Source organism: Pseudomonas sp. JUb52 (assembly GCF_004341115.1).
Lineage (GTDB): Bacteria > Pseudomonadota > Gammaproteobacteria > Pseudomonadales > Pseudomonadaceae > Chryseomonas > Chryseomonas oryzihabitans.
This window is the reverse complement of record NZ_SLYS01000004.1, coordinates 346,235-363,929: the sequence shown is the minus strand read 5'-3', so window position 1 is coordinate 363,929 and position 17,695 is coordinate 346,235. Positions and strand designations below refer to the sequence as shown.

Below are 17,695 nucleotides of genomic sequence, written 5' to 3'. Positions count from 1 at the left end.
AGGAGCTATCCAAGGAGCCACTGCCGGAGGGAAGGATTCGCGCGGTCAGCAAGTCGAATCCACAGCAGCTCACTGCACCACTATCGGGCGTCCGACTTTTTCAATAAAGTGACGACTTGACGAAACTCCATTGCGAAAAAGGCAATAATGGATATTTTCCAAGGCATGCGCATCTTCGTCCGGGTGGTGGATCTGGGCAGTCTCACGGCTGCTGCCCACACCCTCGACCTGTCCACCGCCCAGGTGTCGCGCCTGCTGGCGGAACTGGAAAGCCATCTGCAGACCCGCCTGCTGCACCGCACCACCCGGCGGCTGGCGCTGACCGAGGCGGGCGAGCGCTATCTCGAACGCTGCCGGCGCATCCTGCAGGACGTCGGCGAGGCCGAAGCCGAGGCCAGCGGCGCTCACCTAAAGCCCCATGGCCATCTGCGCCTGCATTCCATGACCGGCCTGGGCACCCAGTTGCTGGCACCGCTGGTGTCGCGCTTCTGCGCGCGCTATCCCCATGTCGAGATCGTCATGAATCTCTCGCAGAACCATCCGGCGCTGCTGGAGGATGGGCACGACATCGCCATCACCCTGGACACCGAACTGGCCGATTCGGATTTCGTCGCCCAGCGCCTGGGTGGCGTCTACAGCGTGGTCTGCGCGGCGCCCAGCTATCTGGCGCAGCGCCCGGCCCCCAAGGTGCCGGCGGATCTCGCCGAGCACGACTGCCTGCGCCTGCTGGATCCGAATTTCTCCGAACGCTGGGTCTTCGCCGGTGAAGACGGCGAGCAGCAGGTGGCGCCGCGCTACGTCTTCCAGGTCAATGTCGCCGAGGCCCTGGCCAGCGTGGCCCGCCAGGGCATGGGCATCTGCCTGCTGCCCAGCTACATCGCAGTCAACTACCTGCGCGATGGCAGCCTGGTGCGCTTGCTGCCCAACTTCCGCCTGCGCGAACGCAATATCCACGCGCTCTATCCCTCGCGGCGCTTTCTCGATGCCAAGATCAAGACCTGGATCGATTTCCTCAAGGAAGAGCTGCCCGAACGTCTGCAACTGGAGAATCGGGTTTTGGAGGACCAGCGCTACTGGGCCAAGGACTAGGCCAGGGCTTGTTGCAATCTTTGCAACAGTCATTTAATTAGCATGCTATTTATTAGGCGGCGTTCTTTTCCTAGAATGGTCCTGTACCCCGATGAACACGATCTTTGAGGAGTTCGCCATGAAACGTTCTCTGTCCGCCCTGTTGCTGACCCTTGCCGCCCTGACCGCCACCCAGTTCGCCGCTGCCGACGACAATCCCAGCCTGAGATACAAGCTGGTCGATCAGAATCATGCTGCCATGCAGCACTACGGCGATCAGGCCGCTCCCGCCGCCGACGCGCGTCGCTGAGCCGCTCCGCTTTCGAAAGACCACCCCTCTTTGCTCCTTTGGTCTTTCTCCGCCGCACCCTTTGGGTGCGGCTTTTTTATATCTGCGGCACACTGAGCCCCTGACCTTGTCGAGGTGCTCATGACCGCCACTTCCGCTCAACGACTTGCCGACCTGCGCGCCTTCCTGGCCGAGCAGGGCGCCGATGCCTGCCTGATCCCCAGCGCCGATCCCCATCTGTCCGAATACCTGCCGGAACACTGGCAGGGCCGTGCCTGGCTGTCCGGTTTCACCGGCTCCGCCGGGTTGCTGCTGGTGACCCGCGAGGCCGCCGGCGTCTGGACGGACAGCCGCTACTGGGAGCAGGCCACCCAGGAGCTGGCGGGCAGCGGCATCGACCTGATGAAGCAGGTCGCCAGCCAGCCCCAGGCCCACCTGCAGTGGCTGGCCGACCAGGTGCCAGCGGGCGGCACGGTACTGGTGGACGGCCAGGTGCTGTCGCTCGGCGCAGCGGCGGCCCTGCGCCGCGCGCTGGAGCCCAAGGGTATCCAGCTGCGGACCGATCTCGACCCGCTGGCGGCGATCTGGCGCGAGCGCCCCGCTCTGCCGGCGGCGCCGGTCTATGCCCATGCCGCCCCCCAGGCCCCCCAGCCGCGCAGCGCCAAGCTCGCCCAGGTACGCGAGAAGCTGAAGGACGCCAAGGCCGACTGGCATTTCATCTCCTCGCTGGACGACATCGCCTGGCTGCTCAACCTGCGCGGCGCCGACGTGCCCTACAACCCGGTATTCCTCGCCCATGTGCTGCTGGGTAGCGACAGCTGCCAGCTGTTCATCGACCCGGCCAAGGTGCCGGCCGAGATCCGCACGGCCCTGGTGGCGGACGGCGTGACCCTGGCCGACTACCACCAGGCGGCCGCCGAGCTGGCTCGGCTGCCGGCCGGCAGTCGCCTGCTGGTGGACCCGGCGCGGGTCACCCTCGGGCTGGCCGAGGCCGCGCCCCAGGGGGTCGAGCGGCACGAGCAGATCAATCCCTCGACCCTGCTCAAGGCCTGCAAGACCGCCGAGGAGGTGGCCCAGGTGCGCATGGCGATGGAAGAGGACGGCGCCGCGCTGTGCGTCTTCTTCGCCCGTTTCGAGGCGGCCCTGGCCCGTGGCGAGCGCCTCACCGAGCTGACCGTGGACGACTGGCTGAGCGAGGCCCGCGCGGCGCGCCCCAACTTCGTCTCCCTGAGCTTCGCCACCATCGCCGGCTTCAACGCCGGTGGCGCCCTGCCGCACTACCGGGCGACCGAAGAGGCCCATGCCGAACTCCAGGGCGACGGCCTGCTGCTGATCGACAGTGGCGGCCAGTACCTGGGCGGCACCACCGACATCACCCGGGTGGTGCCCATCGGCACCCCCAACGCCGCCCAGAAGCGCGATTTCACCCTGGTGCTCAAGGGCATGCTGGCGCTGTCGCGGGCGCGCTTTCCGGCCGGCGTCGCCGCGCCCATGCTCGACGCCCTGGCGCGCGAGCCGATCTGGGCCGCCGGCATCGACTACGGCCACGGCACCGGCCATGGCGTGGGTTACTTCCTCAATGTGCACGAGGGGCCGCAATCGATTTCCTTCTATGCCACGGTCACCCCGCACCATGTCCTGCGCGAGGGCATGATCACCTCCAACGAACCGGGTATCTATCGCCCCGGCCAGTGGGGCGTGCGGCTGGAGAACCTGCTCCTGTGCACCCGCGCGGAAACCACCGAATTCGGCGATTTCCTGGCCTTCGAGACCCTGACCCTCTGTCCGCTGGACACCCGCTGCCTGGATCTGGCCCTGCTGCGCAGCGACGAGCTGGACTGGCTGGATGGCTATCACGCCGAGGTCCGCCGCCGCGTGTTGCCGCTGGTCGAGGGCGCCGCGCGCGACTGGCTGCTGGCCCGCACCGAACCCGTCGCGAGGACTGCCCGATGAGCAGCAACGCCCAGCAATTCGCCAGTGACAACTATTCCGGCATCTGCCCGGAAGCCTGGGCCGCCATGGCCGCGGCCAACGTCGGCCACGAGACCGCCTACGGCAACGACACCTGGACGGCGCGCGCCGCCGATCGCTTTCGCCAGCTGTTCGAGACCGACTGCGAGGTGTTCTTCGCCTTCAATGGCACCGCGGCCAATTCCCTGGCCCTGGCGGCTCTGTGCCAGAGCTACCACAGCGTGATCTGCTCCGACACCGCCCACGTCGAGACCGACGAATGCGGCGCGCCGGAATTCTTTTCCAACGGCTCCAAGTTGCTGCTGGCGCCGGCGCACCAGGGCAAGCTGACCCCAGGCGCCATCCAGCAGATCGCCACCAAGCGCGCCGATATCCACTTTCCCAAGCCGCGGGCGGTGACCGTCACCCAGGCCACCGAGGTGGGCACCCTCTATGGCCTCAATGAATTGCAGGCCATCAGCGCCACCTGCCGCGACCTCGGCCTGCACCTGCACATGGACGGCTCGCGCTTTTCCAACGCCGTGGCCGGCCTGGGCTGCACTCCGGCCGAGGTGACCTGGAAGGCCGGTGTCGACGTGCTCTGCTTTGGCGGCACCAAGAGCGGCATGGCGGTGGGGGAGGCGATCCTCTTCTTCAACCGCGAGCTGGCCGAGGACTTCGAATACCGCTGCAAGCAGGCCGGCCAGCTGGCGTCCAAGATGAGATTCCTCTCCGCGCCCTGGCTTGGCGTGCTGGAAAACGACACCTGGCTACGCCACGCCCGCCACGCCAACGCCATGGCCCAGCTGCTCGCCGAGCGGGTGCGCGGGGTGCCCGGCGTGGACTTCATGTTCCCGGTGGAAGCCAACTCGGTGTTCCTGCAGCTCTCCGAACCGGCGCTGGAATTCCTGCGCGCCCGCGGCTGGCGCTTCTACACCTTCATCGGCAGCGGCGGGGCGCGTTTCATGTGCTCCTGGGATACCGAAGAGGCGCGGGTGCTGGAGCTGGCGGCGGATATTCGGACCGCGATGGGGGGTTAGGCTGTACGGCCATGACGGTCCGCCGCTGAAGCGCACCTGATTCTGTAGGAGCGGCCCATGGCCGCGATCAGACCTGGCAGGGGACTATCACAGCCATGGCGGTGCGCCGATGGGACGGGCCCCGACGGTCGATCGCGCTTTGGCCAGGGCGGATGACGATGAACGCCTGCTCGGCTGACCCTCTCTCCCTCTGGGAGAGGACTGGGGTGAGGGTGTCCCTCGCCACGCTGTTCCAGTGGAAAAGGCTACGCCGTTTTCCACGCTACTGCGGCCTATAGGTTGGGTTGAGACGGCGCTACCGTCGAAGCCCAACATGGGTGGCTCCCGAGGTGATGGCGGGCTTCGCTGCGCTCAACCCAACCTACGTGGCTCCATGTGGAAAACGCTGCGCGGTTTTCCACGCTACGGTGTTCTCCGGGGACGCCGCCCGCACCAACCGTTACCATGGCCGATCTCTTCCTCGTCTCCAGCGATTCATGGCCAAGAAGTCCAGCAAAGCCCTCTCTACCGCGGTCAATTCCGCTGCCCCCACGCTCATCGACGTGGCGCGGGTCGCCGGGGTGTCGCCGATCACCGTCTCCCGGGCGCTGAATCGGCCGGAGATCGTCAGCGAGGCGGCGCGGGAGAAGGTGCTGGCGGCGGTGCAGGCCACCGGGTACGTGCCCAATCTGCTGGCCGGCGGCCTGGCCTCCAACCGCAGTCGCCTGGTGGCGCTGTTCGTGCCGACCATCGTCCACTCCATCTTCGCCGAGACCGTCCAGGCGCTGATGGCGCGGTTGTCCCAGGCCGGCTACCAGACCCTGCTGGGCCTGACCGGCTACAGCGCCGAACAGGAAGAACAGCTGCTGGCCGCGGTGCTGGGGCGCAAGCCCGATGGCATCGTGCTGACCGGTACCCTGCACACCGCCGCCAGCCGTCAGCGCCTGGCCCAGGCTGGCATCCCGGTGGTGGAGTCCTGGGACCTGGGCGAAGACCCCCTAGACATGCAGGTGGGCTTTTCCCACGAGGCCGTGGGGCGCGCTCAGGCCGAGCATCTGCACGCCCGCGGCTATCGGCGCTTCGCCGTGGTCTCAGTGGACGACCCCCGCGCCCTGCGACGCTGTCGCAGCCTGGTCGCGCGGCTGGCCGAGCTGGGCTTGGCTGAGCCGCCGCTGGAGATCCTGCCAGCCCCCGCGCTGGTGGAATCCGGTCGGGCTGGCCTGCGCCAACTGCTGGCCCGTGACGAGGCCTTCGACGTGGTGGTCTGCAGCTCGGACACCGTCGCCCAGGGGGTGATGGCGGAGGCCGCCAGTCGCGGACTGCGCCTGCCCGAGGACCTGGCGGTACTGGGCTTCGGCAATCTCTCCAGCGCCGCCCAGATGCATCCGGCGCTGTCTTCGGTGAGCGTCGAAGGCGACCGCATGGGCACCCTGGCGGCAGAGGCACTGCTGCAGCGTTTCAACGAGGGTGTGCGTGCCCGGGAAGCGGTGCGCATCGATACCGGCTTCCATATCATCGACCGCGCCACGACCTGACCATCGGGCCTTATCTCGTTAGACATCGTACTTGTATGGTTGCGCAATCATGGCTTAGTCTTGGGCAACACAAGGGCTGAGGCCGATTGTCGCATTGAGTTATGATTGCGCAATCATCCGACAGTCCGAGCCTTCAATAAAAATAATCACGCAAGAGGGATCCCCATGGATGCCACAAGACCCACCCGGGTGCGCTACCTGATCCTGTTGATGCTGTTCGTGGTGACCACCATCAACTACGCCGACCGCGCCACCATTGCCATCGCCGGTTCCAGTCTGCAGAAAGACCTCGGCATCAGCGCCGTCACCCTCGGCTATATTTTCTCCGCCTTCGGCTGGGCCTACGTGGCCGGGCAGATTCCCGGCGGCTGGCTGCTGGATCGCTTCGGTTCGAAGAAGGTCTATGCCGGTAGCATCTTCTTCTGGTCGCTGTTCACCCTGCTGCAGGGGCTGGTCGGCGGCCTGCCGGTGGCCTGGGCGGTGACCACCCTGTTCATGCTGAGATTTCTGGTCGGCCTGGCCGAGGCGCCGTCCTTTCCGGGCAATGCGCGCATCGTCGCCGCCTGGTTCCCCACCGCCGAACGCGGTACCGCCTCGGCGATCTTCAATTCGGCTCAGTATTTCGCCACCGCGCTGTTCGCGCCGATCATGGGCGGCATCGTCTTCCACTTCGGCTGGGAGCACGTCTTCGTCATCATGGGCGCCCTGGGCATCCTCTTCTCCGGCGTCTGGCTGAAGTACATCCACAACCCCAAGGAGCATCCGCGCATCAACGCCGCGGAGCTGGCGCACATCCGTGACAACGGCGGCCTGGTGGACATGGACAACGGCGCCCGCCAGCAGGGCGGCGGCCCCAAGTGGCACTACATCACCCAGCTGCTGACCAATCGCATGATGCTCGGCGTCTACCTCGGCCAGTACTGCATCAACGCCATCACCTATTTCTTCCTGACCTGGTTCCCGGTGTACCTGGTGCAGGAGCGCGGCATGACCATCCTCAAGGCCGGCTTCATCGCCTCGCTGCCGGCGATCTGCGGCTTCATTGGCGGGGTTCTGGGCGGGGTGATCTCCGACTACCTGCTGCGGCGCGGCCATTCCCTGACCTTCGCCCGCAAGCTGCCCATCGTCTGCGGCCTGCTGCTCTCCACCAGCATGATCTTCTGCAACTACGTCGACGCCGACTGGATGGTGGTGGGCTTCATGACCCTGGCCTTCTTTGGCAAGGGCATCGGCGCCCTCGGCTGGGCGGTTGTGGCGGACACCTCGCCCAAGCAGATCGCCGGGCTCTCAGGTGGCCTGTTCAACACCTTCGGCAACCTGGCCTCCATCACCACCCCCATCGTCATCGGCTATCTCATCGCCGCCACCGGCTCCTTCAAGTGGGCGCTGGTCTATGTCGGCGCCAATGCCCTGGTGGCGGTGTTCAGCTACCTGTTCATCGTCGGTCGCATCCAGCGCGTCGAGCTGCGTACCGCCGATGGCGAGATCCTGGGCGCGACCCAGCCTGACCCGGCCCGGGCCTGAGCCCCGGCAGAGGATAAGAACATGAACCTGATCGATCACCGTGATTCGCCGCGCTACATCAAGCTCCACCCCCAGGACAACGTCGGGGTGGTGGTCAACGAACCCGGCGTGGCCGCCGGCACCGCCTTCGCCGATGGCCTGACCACGGTCGAGGCCATTCCTCAGAGCCACAAGGTCTCCCTGGTGGACCTCAGGGAAGGTGCCGAGGTGGTGCGCTATGGCGAGGTCATCGGCTACGCACTGCAGGACGTTCCCGCCGGCAGCTGGATCACCGAAGCCCTGCTGCGCATGCCGGAGCCGCCGGCGCTGGACAACCTGCCCAAGGCCACCGCGCCCGGTCAGGTCGGCGAACCTCTGGAAGGCTACACCTTCGAGGGCTTTCGCAATCCGGACGGCAGCGTCGGCACCCGCAACATCCTGGCGGTGACCACCACCGTGCAGTGCGTGGTGGGGGTGCTGGACCACTGTGTGGAGCGGGTGCGCAAGGAGATCCTGCCGCGCTACCCCAATGTCGACGACGTGGTGCCTCTGTCCCACAGCTACGGTTGCGGGGTGGCCATCAATGCCCCGGATGCGGTGATCCCCATCCGTACCCTGCACAACATCAGCCGCAACCCCAACTTCGGCGGCCAGGCGCTGGTCATCGGCCTGGGTTGCGAGAAGCTGCAGGCCAGCCAGCTGATGCCGGGCGATGACCTCACCGCCGGACAGAACGAAGAAGACTGGCTGTTCCGCCTGCAGGACTCGGCCAATGGCTTCGCCGGCATGGTCGAGCAGATCATGGGGCTGATCGAAGCGCGTCTGGAGGTGCTCGATCAGCGCCGCCGTGAAACGGTACCAGCGTCCGAACTGGTGGTGGGCATGCAGTGCGGCGGCAGCGACGCCTTCTCCGGCATCACCGCTAATCCGGCCCTGGGCGTGGCCGCCGATCTGCTGGTGCGGGCCGGCGCCACCGTGATGTTTTCCGAGAATACCGAGGTGCGCGACGGCATCCACCTGCTGACCCCGCGCGCCGCCACCCCGGAGGTGGCCGACGCCCTGATCCGCGAGATGGACTGGTACGACCGCTACCTGGAGCGGGGCATGGCCGATCGCAGTGCCAATACCACCCCTGGCAACAAGAAGGGCGGGTTGAACAACATCGTCGAAAAGGCCATGGGGTCCATCGCCAAGTCGGGTACCAGCCCCATCGCCGGGGTCATAGCGCCCGGCGAACGGATCCGCGGCAAGGGCCTGTACTTCGCCGCCACCCCGGCCAGCGACTTCATCTGCGGCACCCTGCAACTGGCCGCGGGCATGAACCTGCACATCTTCACCACCGGTCGCGGCACCCCCTATGGACTGTCCATGGTGCCGGTGATCAAGGTCTCGACCCGCACCCAGCTGGCCGAGCGCTGGCCGGACCTGATCGACATCGATGCCGGTCGGGTGGTGAGCGGGCGGCTGTCGCTGGAGGAGATGGGCTGGGAGATCTTCCAGTGCTACCTGGACGTGGCCAGCGGCCGCCGCCAGACCTGGGCCGAGCGCCATCGCCTGCACAACGACCTGGCGCTGTTCAATCCGGCGCCGGTGACCTGATCCTACCACGGCAATAAAAAAGGCCGACCCCGATGGGGTCGGCCTTTTTTCATGGAGCCAGGAAGCTGGCGTGCGGTCGGCGCCCTAGCGCTGGGCAGTGGCCGCCGTCAGTTGCAGACTGGGCAGCAGGTAATGACCGACGATGAACAGCGAGCCCTTGTCGCTCAGGTGACCATCGTCGATCTGCAGCAGGGTCCGGCCATCCGCAGCCCGTACCCGGCAGGCATCCTCGACGCAGAGTCGTTGCACCAAGGAGATGTACTCCAGTCCTGCCGGGAGCCTGGCCTGGCGCATGGCCTGGTCGGTGGCGAGGACGTGGCGATCCAGGGCGGAGTCGGCGATGTGGTCATCGGTGCTGCCCCAGTGGCGGATGGCGATGACGCTGGGCAGCGACGGACTCCACTGGGGAACGGGGCCGAGCAGCACGATGCGCTTGACGCCATAGCTGTGCAGACGCTCGGTGATGGCGTTCCAGTCGGTCTTTTCGTGGTCGGCCTTCTGCGCCATGACCACCACCTCCGGACGCAGGCGCTGAATGGCTTCCAGGGCGGTGCGATTGGAGTAGTTGCAGGTCACTCGCGTCTCGGTTTGCCGACCCATGTCGTCGGTGAGGCGCGGCTTGCAGCTCGCCGAGGCCACCTGGTAGTAGGGCAGGCCGGCCGGCAGCAGGCTGCGCAAGCCGAAGGACAGGGCCTGGGCATGGGAATCGCCCCAGACGAAGAGACCACCCTTGCCCTGGCTGTGGGTGCAGCTGGGGTCGATGGCGTCCTGGTGGCGTTGGGTAAAGGCCGAATAGGCGTCGCACTTGAGCCAGTAGAGGTCGTGGAGATTCTTCTGGCGATCCAGGTATTCCTGCACGAATTGCGCGCGGTCCGACTGGCTGATGCTGCGCAGCGGCGTGATGGCACCGTCGGTGGCGTTTACCGCGCCCGCACTGAGGAACAGGGTGGCGAGCAGGCCGGTGCCGGTGGCCAGGGCCGCACCGCTCTGGCCCTTGCGGCGCGAGGCACGGGTCTCCACCAGGGTATAGGAGGCCCAGCCCAGCGCGAAGGAAGCGGCGATGCCCAGCAGCAGGTGTGGCGTCTGATCGAGCAGACCGGCATAGCTCATGAACACGACTACCGGCCAGTGCCAAAGATAGAGCGAGTAGGAGAGGGTACCGGTCCACTGGGAGAAGCCGTTGCCGGTGACCAGCGAATCCTGGCGGGCGGCCAGGATGATGGCGGCGGTGCCAAGCACCGGGATCAGCGCCAGATAGCCCGGCCAGACATCGCCTTCGGCGAGCGTCAGGAAACCCACTGCCAAGGCGATCAGCCCGGCGCCTTCCAGCAGCCGGCGCGAGCGGGCGGCGAGTTGCAGCGGGAAGAGATAGGCGACGCCGCCCACCATCAGCTCCCAGGCACGGGTCGGCAGCAGATAGAAGGCCGCTTCCGGCCAGAGCAGGGAGGCGGTGACGGCGAAGGCGAAGCCGGCCGCGGTGGCGAGCAGGATCAGCACCCGCAGGGTCTTGAGCGACACCAGCTTGGACACCAGCACCAAGATCAGCGGATAGATCAGGTAGAACTGCCATTCCACCGACAGCGACCAGGTGTGCAGCAGCCATTTCTCATGGGCCGCGGCGGTGAAGTAGCCGGCTTCCTTCCAGTAGACCAGGTTGGAAACGAAACCCAGGCTGCTCGCCACGTGCTTGCCCAGTTCGCCATAGGCGTTGGGCAGCAGGAAGAACCACCCGGCGATCAACAGCACGGCGCAGAGTACCGCCAGCGCCGGCACGATGCGGCGGACGCGGGACAGATAGAAGCCAGACAGGCGGAAGCGCTGCTGTTCGAGGGCGCGAAAGATGATCCCGGTGATCAGGAAGCCGGAGATGACGAAGAAGACGTCGACCCCGGCGAAACCGCCCGGTAGCCAGTCGGCATTGAAGTGGAAGAGGACGACGGCGATCACGGCGATCGCGCGCAGCCCATTGATATCTTTCCTGAAGTCCATGAGCGGCATCCGGGCAGCAAGGGGAAGGCGAGAGAAGGAGGCGTCGGGCTAGGCGTGGGGGGCCAGGGTTTCCGGTGCCGGGCGGACCAGGTGCAGGCCGGGGTCGGTCTTGGGCTTGAGCAGCAGATAGCCCAGGGTGATGCCGATGAACAGGTTGGCCACGCCGATCTCGAAGAGGTCGGTGGTCCAGCCGATCAGGCAGAGACAGAAGGCGATGGCCAGCAGAGTGTGGCTTTCACGGTCGCGATTGAGGTACAGACGGATGAACAGCGGCAGCTGCAGGCAGTATAGAGCGATGCCGATCACGCCGAACACGCACCACAGATAGACCACGCTGCTGTCGCAGTTGACCATCAGGTCCAGGCCCGGCACCGGGAAGGCGGCCATGGTGCTGCCGAACATGCCGAAGCCGGCGCCGGTCAGGGTCCAGCCGGGTTCGCTCATGACCTCGACCACGTTGGGCCAGGTGTTGACCAGGCGGTCGTAGAAGGAGGCCAGGCCGCTGTCGCTGGTGACCACATGGGGATCGAAGTCGCGGATCAGGCTCAGGATCGGCAGCAGCAGGCCGCCCACCACGCCGAGCAGCAACAGCAGGTAGGTGGACCACTGGAAGCGCCGGCCCAGCATCAGTATCAGGGTGAAGGCGAAGGCCGCAGCCGGGGCCTTGCTGGTGGTCAGCAGGATGCCGAACAGGCCGGTCAGGGCCATCAGCAGCCAGAGCGTGTAGGAGCGCGCGAAATAGGAGAGATAGAGGCAGTAGACGGCGATCAGGGCGGCCAGGACGTTGGACACGCGGGCGAAACCGGCGATGCGGTCGGCCTCGCCGGCCATCCAGTTGGTGTTGCCGGCGATGTCGTTGCCACCCAGGGTGTAGCTGTAGCCCTTCCAGGGGACGGAGGTGTACTTGTCCAGCAGGATGCCGATGAGCGAGGCGATCAGCAGACCCAGCACCATCCGACCGAGCAGGCGTCGCTGCTCCAGCAGCTCGCGGCCGCAGAGCAGGCCGAACAGCAGTGGGCTGTAGACGAACAGCGAGAAGAAGACGTTGTTGATGCTGGCGCCATGCAGCAACGCCAGGGCCGCATAGGCCGGGATGCTGAGCAGGGCCACCCAGAGGATGCGCGGTAGCTTGGCGGTGGCCAGTTGCAGGGCGAAGAGCGCCAGGCAGGCGATCTTGGGCAGGTAGATCAGCGCCGAGGCGCCGGCCATGTCGAGGTAGTAGCGCAGGGCGCCGGAAAAGGTTTCGACGAACAGCAGCGAGATGGCGGTCCAGACCGCGAGGGTCGAATAGCGCCAGGACAAAGCCTGCTGGAACGCCGATTGCGGGGGGGCGACTACGGCCGACATGATCATCATCCCTGGGTTGATGCCGAGGCAGCGGGCCTTGGGCGGCCGCTGCGCTGACGTGAAAGGCGCGAAAGCGATAACCAGCGCGAGGGCTCGCCACCTTGGCGTTGTCCCTGGGCTGGATGAGGTCTGCAAGCGAAAGGCAGGCACGCTACCGCCCATGGCGGTCAGAAACGGCCACGGGCGATAGGTGGAAAAAGTACGACGCGAAGGATGATAGCGGAGGGCTTGCGGCGCCTGTCAAACGACGCCGGGCCGACCGGAAATCCTCAACGCGGATATCAGAAGCAGGCCACAAAAAGCCCGCTATTTCACCATCCGCCAGGTCAGGGGATAGCGGTAATCGCGGCCCTGGTTGGCCTTGATGCCGGCGATCACCGTCAGCACGAAGGCCACGCAGGCCACCAGCAGCATCAGCGGAAAGCCGATCAGCACCCACACCAGCAGCCAGCAGATCATGTGCAGCAGGGTGACGGTGAGCTGGAAGTTCAACGCCTCCTTGCCCTGGCGGTCGATGAAGGGGTCGTCCTCGCGCTTGAACTGCCAGACCACCAGCGGACCTATGACGTTGCCGATGAAGGGCACCACGAAGCCCAGGAAGGCGGCGTAGTGGCAGAGCATGGCCCAGCGCCGGGCTTCGGCGCTGGGGGCGGGGACGAGATCGTGCATGAGCGGGCTTCCTTACTCGCCGCGCAGGGCGGCTTGCTGGAGCTCGAACAGGTCGCGCAGGCCACCCTGGGCCAGTTCGAGCATGGCGTTGAGTTCGGCCGGCTGGAAGGGCGCGCCTTCGGCGGTGCCCTGCACCTCGATGAAGCCACCGGCGCCGGTCATGATCACGTTGAGATCGGTCTCGGCGGCGGAGTCTTCCAGGTAGTCCAAGTCGAGCACCGGGGTGCCCTGGTAGATGCCCACGGAGATGGCGGCCACCATCTGCTTGAGCGGATTGCCCTTGAGGTTGCCGCGGCGCTTGAGCGCGCCCAGGGCATCGACCAGAGCCACGCAGGCACCGGTCACCGAGGCGGTGCGGGTACCGCCGTCGGCCTGGATCACGTCGCAGTCGATATAGATGGTGTTCTCGCCCAGCTTGGACAGGTCGACGGCGGCGCGCAGCGAACGACCGATCAGCCGCTGGATCTCCAGGGTCCGACCGCCCTGCTTGCCCTTGGCGGCTTCCCGCTGGTTCCGCTCGCCGGTTGCGCGCGGCAGCATGCCGTACTCGGCGGTGAGCCAGCCCTGGCCCTTGCCCTTGAGAAAGCGCGGCACCCCGGCCTCGACGCTGGCGGTGCAGATCACCTTGGTATCGCCGAATTCCACCAGGACCGAACCCTCGGCGTGCTTGGTGTACTGACGGGTGATGCGGATGGGGCGCAGCTGATCGGCGGCGCGGCCACTGGGACGCTTCATTGCGGGCTTCCTGTAAGGCGTAGATATCAGGTCCATAGTATAGGGAGCGTCCGGCTCATGCGACACGGATGCATTGGGTCGCTCCGATCAGGTGCGCTAGAATCGTGCGTTTTACATGCGTGGTCGCTCGGGATCGCCCCAGATCCACGCATCGTCAGACGAGGATCCTGCCATGGTGCACAGCATGACGGCGTTCGCCCGGGTCGAGCGGCCGGGGCCCCAGGGCACCCTGAGCTGGGAGTTGCGCTCGGTCAATCACCGCTATCTGGAGCCCCACCTGCGGCTGCCGGAGACCTTTCGCGATCTGGAGTCCGGCGTGCGCGAAGCGCTGCGCCGGCGCCTCTCGCGGGGCAAGCTGGAGTGCGTGCTGCGCGAGGAGCGTGACGAGAGCGTGGCCCTGCGCGTCGATGCCCGCCGCGCCGCGCAGCTGGTGGCCGCCGCCGAAGACGTCGCCGCGCTGATCGCGCGCCCGGCCAAGCTCGATCCCCTGGCCGTGCTGGCCTGGCCCGGGGTGCTGGCGGGCGCCGAGGTGGATGGCGCCGAACTCAAGGCCCAGACCCTGGCGCTGTTCGAGGCGGCGCTGGATGAATTGCTCGACGGCCGGCAGCGCGAGGGCCGCGAACTGGCGCGACTGATCGAGGAACGCCTGGACCAGGTGCTGGCGGAGGTGGCGACCCTGCGCGCGCTGCTGCCCGAGCTGCTGGCCCTGCAACGGCGCCGTATCCTCGAGCGCTGCGCCGAGGCGGGCGTCGAGTTCGAACCGGCGCGGCTGGAGCAGGAACTGGTGCTGCTGGCGCAGAAGAGCGACGTGGCCGAAGAGCTGGATCGTCTGGAGACTCATGTGGCCGAGGTGCGGCGGGTCCTGGCGGGCAGCGGCGCGGCCGGCCGGCGGCTGGATTTCCTCATGCAGGAACTCAATCGCGAGGCCAATACCCTGGGTTCCAAGGCCATCGACGCCCGGGCCTCCCAGGCGGCCATCAATCTCAAGGTGCTCATCGAACAGATGCGTGAGCAAGTGCAGAACATCGAATAGGCGGACCTTCATGACAGCCCTTCCCGGCACCCTCTACATCGTTTCCGCGCCTTCCGGCGCCGGCAAGACCAGCCTGGTCAAGGCCCTGCTGGATGCCCTGCCCGACATCCGCGTGTCGGTCTCCCACACCACCCGCGCCATGCGCCCGGGTGAAGCCGACGGGGTGAACTACCACTTCGTCGATTGCGCGACCTTTACCAACCTGCTCGAACACGGCGACTTCCTCGAGCACGCCGAGGTGTTCGGCAACTACTACGGCACCTCCCAGGCCGCCCTGGAGCGCACCCTCGCCGAAGGCCACGACCTGATCCTGGAAATCGACTGGCAGGGCGCGCAGCAGGTGCGCCGCAAGCTGCCTCATGCCCAATCGATCTTTATCCTGCCGCCGAGCCAGGCCGCCTTGCGCCAGCGTCTGGACAATCGCGGCCAGGACAGCGCCGAGATCATCGAACGCCGCATGCGCGAGGCGGTGAGCGAGATGAGTCACTATGTCGAGTATGACTATCTGATCATCAACGACGATTTCGCCAGCGCCCTGGAAGACCTTAAGTCGATCTTCCGCACCCGCCAGCTGCGTCTGGATCGCCAGCAACGCCGCCACGACGACCTGCTGGTGGATCTGCTGGGCTGAGTGTGAGGGTTGGCGGTGCCTGCCGGGCACCGCCAGGAAGGCATCGCCTTACAGCTTGATCCAGGTCGCCTTGAGCTCGGTGTACTTGTCGAAGGCGTGCAGCGACTTGTCGCGACCGTTGCCGGATTGCTTGAAGCCGCCGAAGGGTGCGGTCATGTCGCCGCCGTCGTACTGGTTGACCCAGACGCTGCCGGCGCGCAGGGCACGGGCGGTCTTGTGGGCCTTGGAGATGTCGCGGGTCCAGACCGCGGCGGCCAGGCCGTACTGGGTGTCGTTGGCGATCTGCACGGCTTCCTCGGCGGTGTCGAAGGTGATCACCGAGAGTACCGGGCCAAAGATCTCTTCCTGGGCGATCTTCATGGCATTGCTCACGCCGTCGAAGATGGTCGGCTCGACATAGACGCCACCGGTCTCTTCTAGGGTGCGCTTGCCACCGGCCACCAGGGTGGCGCCTTCGGCATGACCGGCTTCGATGTAGCGCAGCACGGTGTCCAGCTGGGTAGTGTCCACCAAGGCGCCGACGTTGGTCTCGGGGTCCAGTGCATGACCGGGCTTCCAACCCTTGAGGGCCTCGACCACCAGCGGCAGGAATTCATCCTTGATGGAGCGCTCCACCAGCAGGCGCGAGCCGGCGGTGCAGACCTCGCCCTGGTTGAAGGCGATGCCGCTGGCGGCCGCCGCGGCGGCGTCCTTGAGGTCGGGGGCGTCGGCGAAGACGATGTTGGGGCTCTTGCCTCCCGCCTCCAGCCAGACACGCTTCATGTTGGATTCGCCGGAATAGGCCAGCAGCTGCTTGGCGACCCGGGTGGAACCGGTGAAGACGATGGTGTCGACGTCCGCGTGCAGGCCCAGGGCCTTGCCGACGGTATGGCCGTAACCCGGCAGCACGTTGAACACCCCGGCCGGGATACCCGCCTGCTGGGCCAGCTGGGCGACGCGGATGGCCGTCAGCGGCGACTTCTCCGAGGGCTTGAGCACCACCGAGTTGCCGGTGGCGAGCGCCGGGCCGAGTTTCCAGCAGGCCATCATCAACGGGAAATTCCAGGGCACCACGGCGGCGACCACGCCGACCGGCTCGCGGGTGACCAGGCCGAGCTGGTCATGGGGCGTGGGCGCGACCTCGTCGTAGAGCTTGTCGATGGCCTCGGCGCTCCAGCGGATGGCGTTGGCCGAGGCCGGCACGTCGATGGTGAGGGAGTCGGCGATGGGCTTGCCCATGTCCAGGGTTTCCAGCAGCGCCAGCTCTTCGGCGTTGGCCAGCAGCAGGTCGGCGAAGCGGATCAGCACACGCTTGCGCTGGGCCGGCGCCAGGTGCGCCCAGGTACCCTTCTGGAAGGCGGCGCGGGCGGCGGCCACGGCCAGGTCGGCATCGGCGGCGTCACAGCTGGCGACCTTGGCGAGGAAACGTCCGTCCACCGGACTCAGGCAGTCGAAGGTGGCGCCGGCGGTGGCGTCGACATAGGCGCCGTCAATGAAGGCGCGACCTTCCAGGGTGAGACCTTGGAAGCGCTGCTCCCACTCGGCGCGGCTGGGCAAGCTCATGGGTGACTCCTCGCTAATGGCGGTGAGCAGCCACCCTAAACCGGCCCGGAAGGGTTATCAATATATTTGACACTCGGCCGCCAAAGGCGCCGAAACGTGCGTTTTATCGAACGCTGCGCTGGCGTTGACGACTCAGGGTCAGGGCCGGGCGAGCCGTGGTCAGGGCGCCACGCCGTTGCCGCGGCTGGAAGCACTGCTGGGTGAGCGGCGCCTCGACGCTGGCGTCCAGGTCATCCAGCCAGCCCTCCACGGCGTCTTCCAGGGCGGCGACGGTGAGCTGGCCCAGTACCTGGTGGGCGATGAGATTGCCCAGGCTGGGCGCCGCCGGCGCGCGGGTGTCGCCCCACCAGGCGGCCAGGCGCTCCTGCAGGCCTTCGAGCAGGCGATGGAGGCGATAGGCCGCGGCCAGCAGGGCCAGGCTGGCCGAGGGTGCCTGGGCCAGCGCCGCCGGGGCGAAGCCGGCCAGGGCGCGTTCCAGCACCCCGGTCAGGGGCGCCTCGAAGGCCACCGCCCGCGCCTGCAGCAGCAGGGCCTCGAGGGCATCGGGCACCTTGTCGACATAGGCACTGGCGAAGCGCTCCAGGGCCGGCCCGCGGGTGGCGTCGGCGCTGGCGGTACGCGCCGCCTGGTCGGCAAAGGTACGGCTGGCCTCGCCACTGTCCCGAGCGCGCCCCTGGGTGGTCTGGATCACGAGGCGCAAGGCGGCGGTATTCATGGCAGGGTCCTGCAGGGATGAGCTGTGTTGGACGCCTCCAGAGGGAGCGGGTCACACCGTTCGTCCGGTGC

The 17,695-nt window shown here is 66.8% G+C and carries 15 protein-coding genes; 9 read left to right on the top strand and 6 right to left on the bottom strand.

The features are described from left to right. The first annotated feature begins 147 nt into the window (after positions 1 to 147). From EC839_RS09560 to garD, 7 genes are all read left to right on the top strand, one after another. Positions 148 to 1,089, top strand: coding sequence for a LysR family transcriptional regulator (locus tag EC839_RS09560; RefSeq protein WP_039976008.1), 942 nt, complete (start codon positions 148 to 150; stop codon positions 1,087 to 1,089). Between the two features lie 118 nt (positions 1,090 to 1,207). Then, positions 1,208 to 1,378, top strand: a complete 171-nt coding sequence (locus tag EC839_RS24145; protein WP_007161427.1) for a hypothetical protein — start codon at positions 1,208 to 1,210, stop codon at positions 1,376 to 1,378. 120 nt (positions 1,379 to 1,498) lie between these two features. Beyond that, positions 1,499 to 3,310, top strand: a complete 1,812-nt coding sequence (locus EC839_RS09555) for an aminopeptidase P family protein (RefSeq protein ID WP_007161426.1) — start codon at positions 1,499 to 1,501, stop codon at positions 3,308 to 3,310. Beyond that, entirely contained in the window at positions 3,307 to 4,347 is a 1,041-nt protein-coding gene (locus tag EC839_RS09550) for a low specificity L-threonine aldolase (RefSeq protein ID WP_007161425.1), read from the top strand. Before EC839_RS09555 ends, EC839_RS09550 begins: the two co-directional genes overlap by 4 nt. A gap of 476 nt (positions 4,348 to 4,823) precedes the next feature. Then, positions 4,824 to 5,861: a LacI family DNA-binding transcriptional regulator gene (locus tag EC839_RS09545; protein WP_007161424.1), complete on the top strand. Its 1,038-nt coding sequence runs from the start codon at positions 4,824 to 4,826 to the stop codon at positions 5,859 to 5,861. 165 nt (positions 5,862 to 6,026) lie between these two features. Next, positions 6,027 to 7,385, top strand: coding sequence for an MFS transporter (locus EC839_RS09540; protein ID WP_007161423.1), 1,359 nt, complete (start codon positions 6,027 to 6,029; stop codon positions 7,383 to 7,385). Positions 7,386 to 7,406: 21 nt separating this feature from the next. Then, the gene (gene garD / locus EC839_RS09535; RefSeq protein ID WP_007161422.1) at positions 7,407 to 8,963 is read left to right on the top strand and encodes a galactarate dehydratase; all 1,557 of its coding nucleotides are present in this window, start codon (positions 7,407 to 7,409) and stop codon (positions 8,961 to 8,963) included. Positions 8,964 to 9,047: 84 nt separating this feature from the next. On the opposite strand, the gene EC839_RS09530 is transcribed toward garD, so the two are convergent. From EC839_RS09530 to rph, 4 genes are all read right to left on the bottom strand, one after another. Continuing rightward, the gene (locus EC839_RS09530; protein ID WP_007161421.1) at positions 9,048 to 10,952 is read right to left on the bottom strand and encodes an acyltransferase family protein; all 1,905 of its coding nucleotides are present in this window, start codon (positions 10,950 to 10,952) and stop codon (positions 9,048 to 9,050) included. A gap of 48 nt (positions 10,953 to 11,000) precedes the next feature. Further along, a complete protein-coding gene (locus EC839_RS09525; protein WP_051119474.1) occupies positions 11,001 to 12,299 on the bottom strand; it encodes a hypothetical protein in 1,299 nt (432 codons plus the stop codon). 306 nt (positions 12,300 to 12,605) lie between these two features. Then, a complete protein-coding gene (locus EC839_RS09520) occupies positions 12,606 to 12,968 on the bottom strand; it encodes a DUF4870 domain-containing protein (protein WP_007161419.1) in 363 nt (120 codons plus the stop codon). A gap of 12 nt (positions 12,969 to 12,980) precedes the next feature. After that, positions 12,981 to 13,703: a ribonuclease PH gene (rph, locus tag EC839_RS09515; RefSeq protein ID WP_007161418.1), complete on the bottom strand. Its 723-nt coding sequence runs from the start codon at positions 13,701 to 13,703 to the stop codon at positions 12,981 to 12,983. A gap of 172 nt (positions 13,704 to 13,875) precedes the next feature. Here rph and EC839_RS09510 point away from each other — a divergent pair, with 172 nt between their 5' ends. Together EC839_RS09510 and gmk are read left to right on the top strand one after the other, a co-directional pair. Continuing rightward, positions 13,876 to 14,736: a YicC/YloC family endoribonuclease gene (locus EC839_RS09510; protein ID WP_007161417.1), complete on the top strand. Its 861-nt coding sequence runs from the start codon at positions 13,876 to 13,878 to the stop codon at positions 14,734 to 14,736. A gap of 10 nt (positions 14,737 to 14,746) precedes the next feature. Next, positions 14,747 to 15,367 carry a guanylate kinase gene (gmk, locus tag EC839_RS09505; protein ID WP_007161416.1) on the top strand — a complete coding sequence of 207 codons (621 nt, stop codon included), beginning with the start codon at positions 14,747 to 14,749 and terminating at the stop codon, positions 15,365 to 15,367. A 48-nt stretch (positions 15,368 to 15,415) separates the two neighbouring features. Here the strand turns inward: gmk and EC839_RS09500 are convergent, their stop codons facing one another. After that, on the bottom strand, positions 15,416 to 16,909 hold the full coding sequence (locus EC839_RS09500) for an aldehyde dehydrogenase (protein ID WP_007161415.1): 1,494 nt from the start codon (positions 16,907 to 16,909) through the stop codon (positions 15,416 to 15,418). Positions 16,910 to 17,012: 103 nt separating this feature from the next. Continuing rightward, positions 17,013 to 17,624: a hypothetical protein gene (locus EC839_RS09495; RefSeq protein ID WP_007161414.1), complete on the bottom strand. Its 612-nt coding sequence runs from the start codon at positions 17,622 to 17,624 to the stop codon at positions 17,013 to 17,015. Positions 17,625 to 17,695 lie beyond the last annotated feature (71 nt).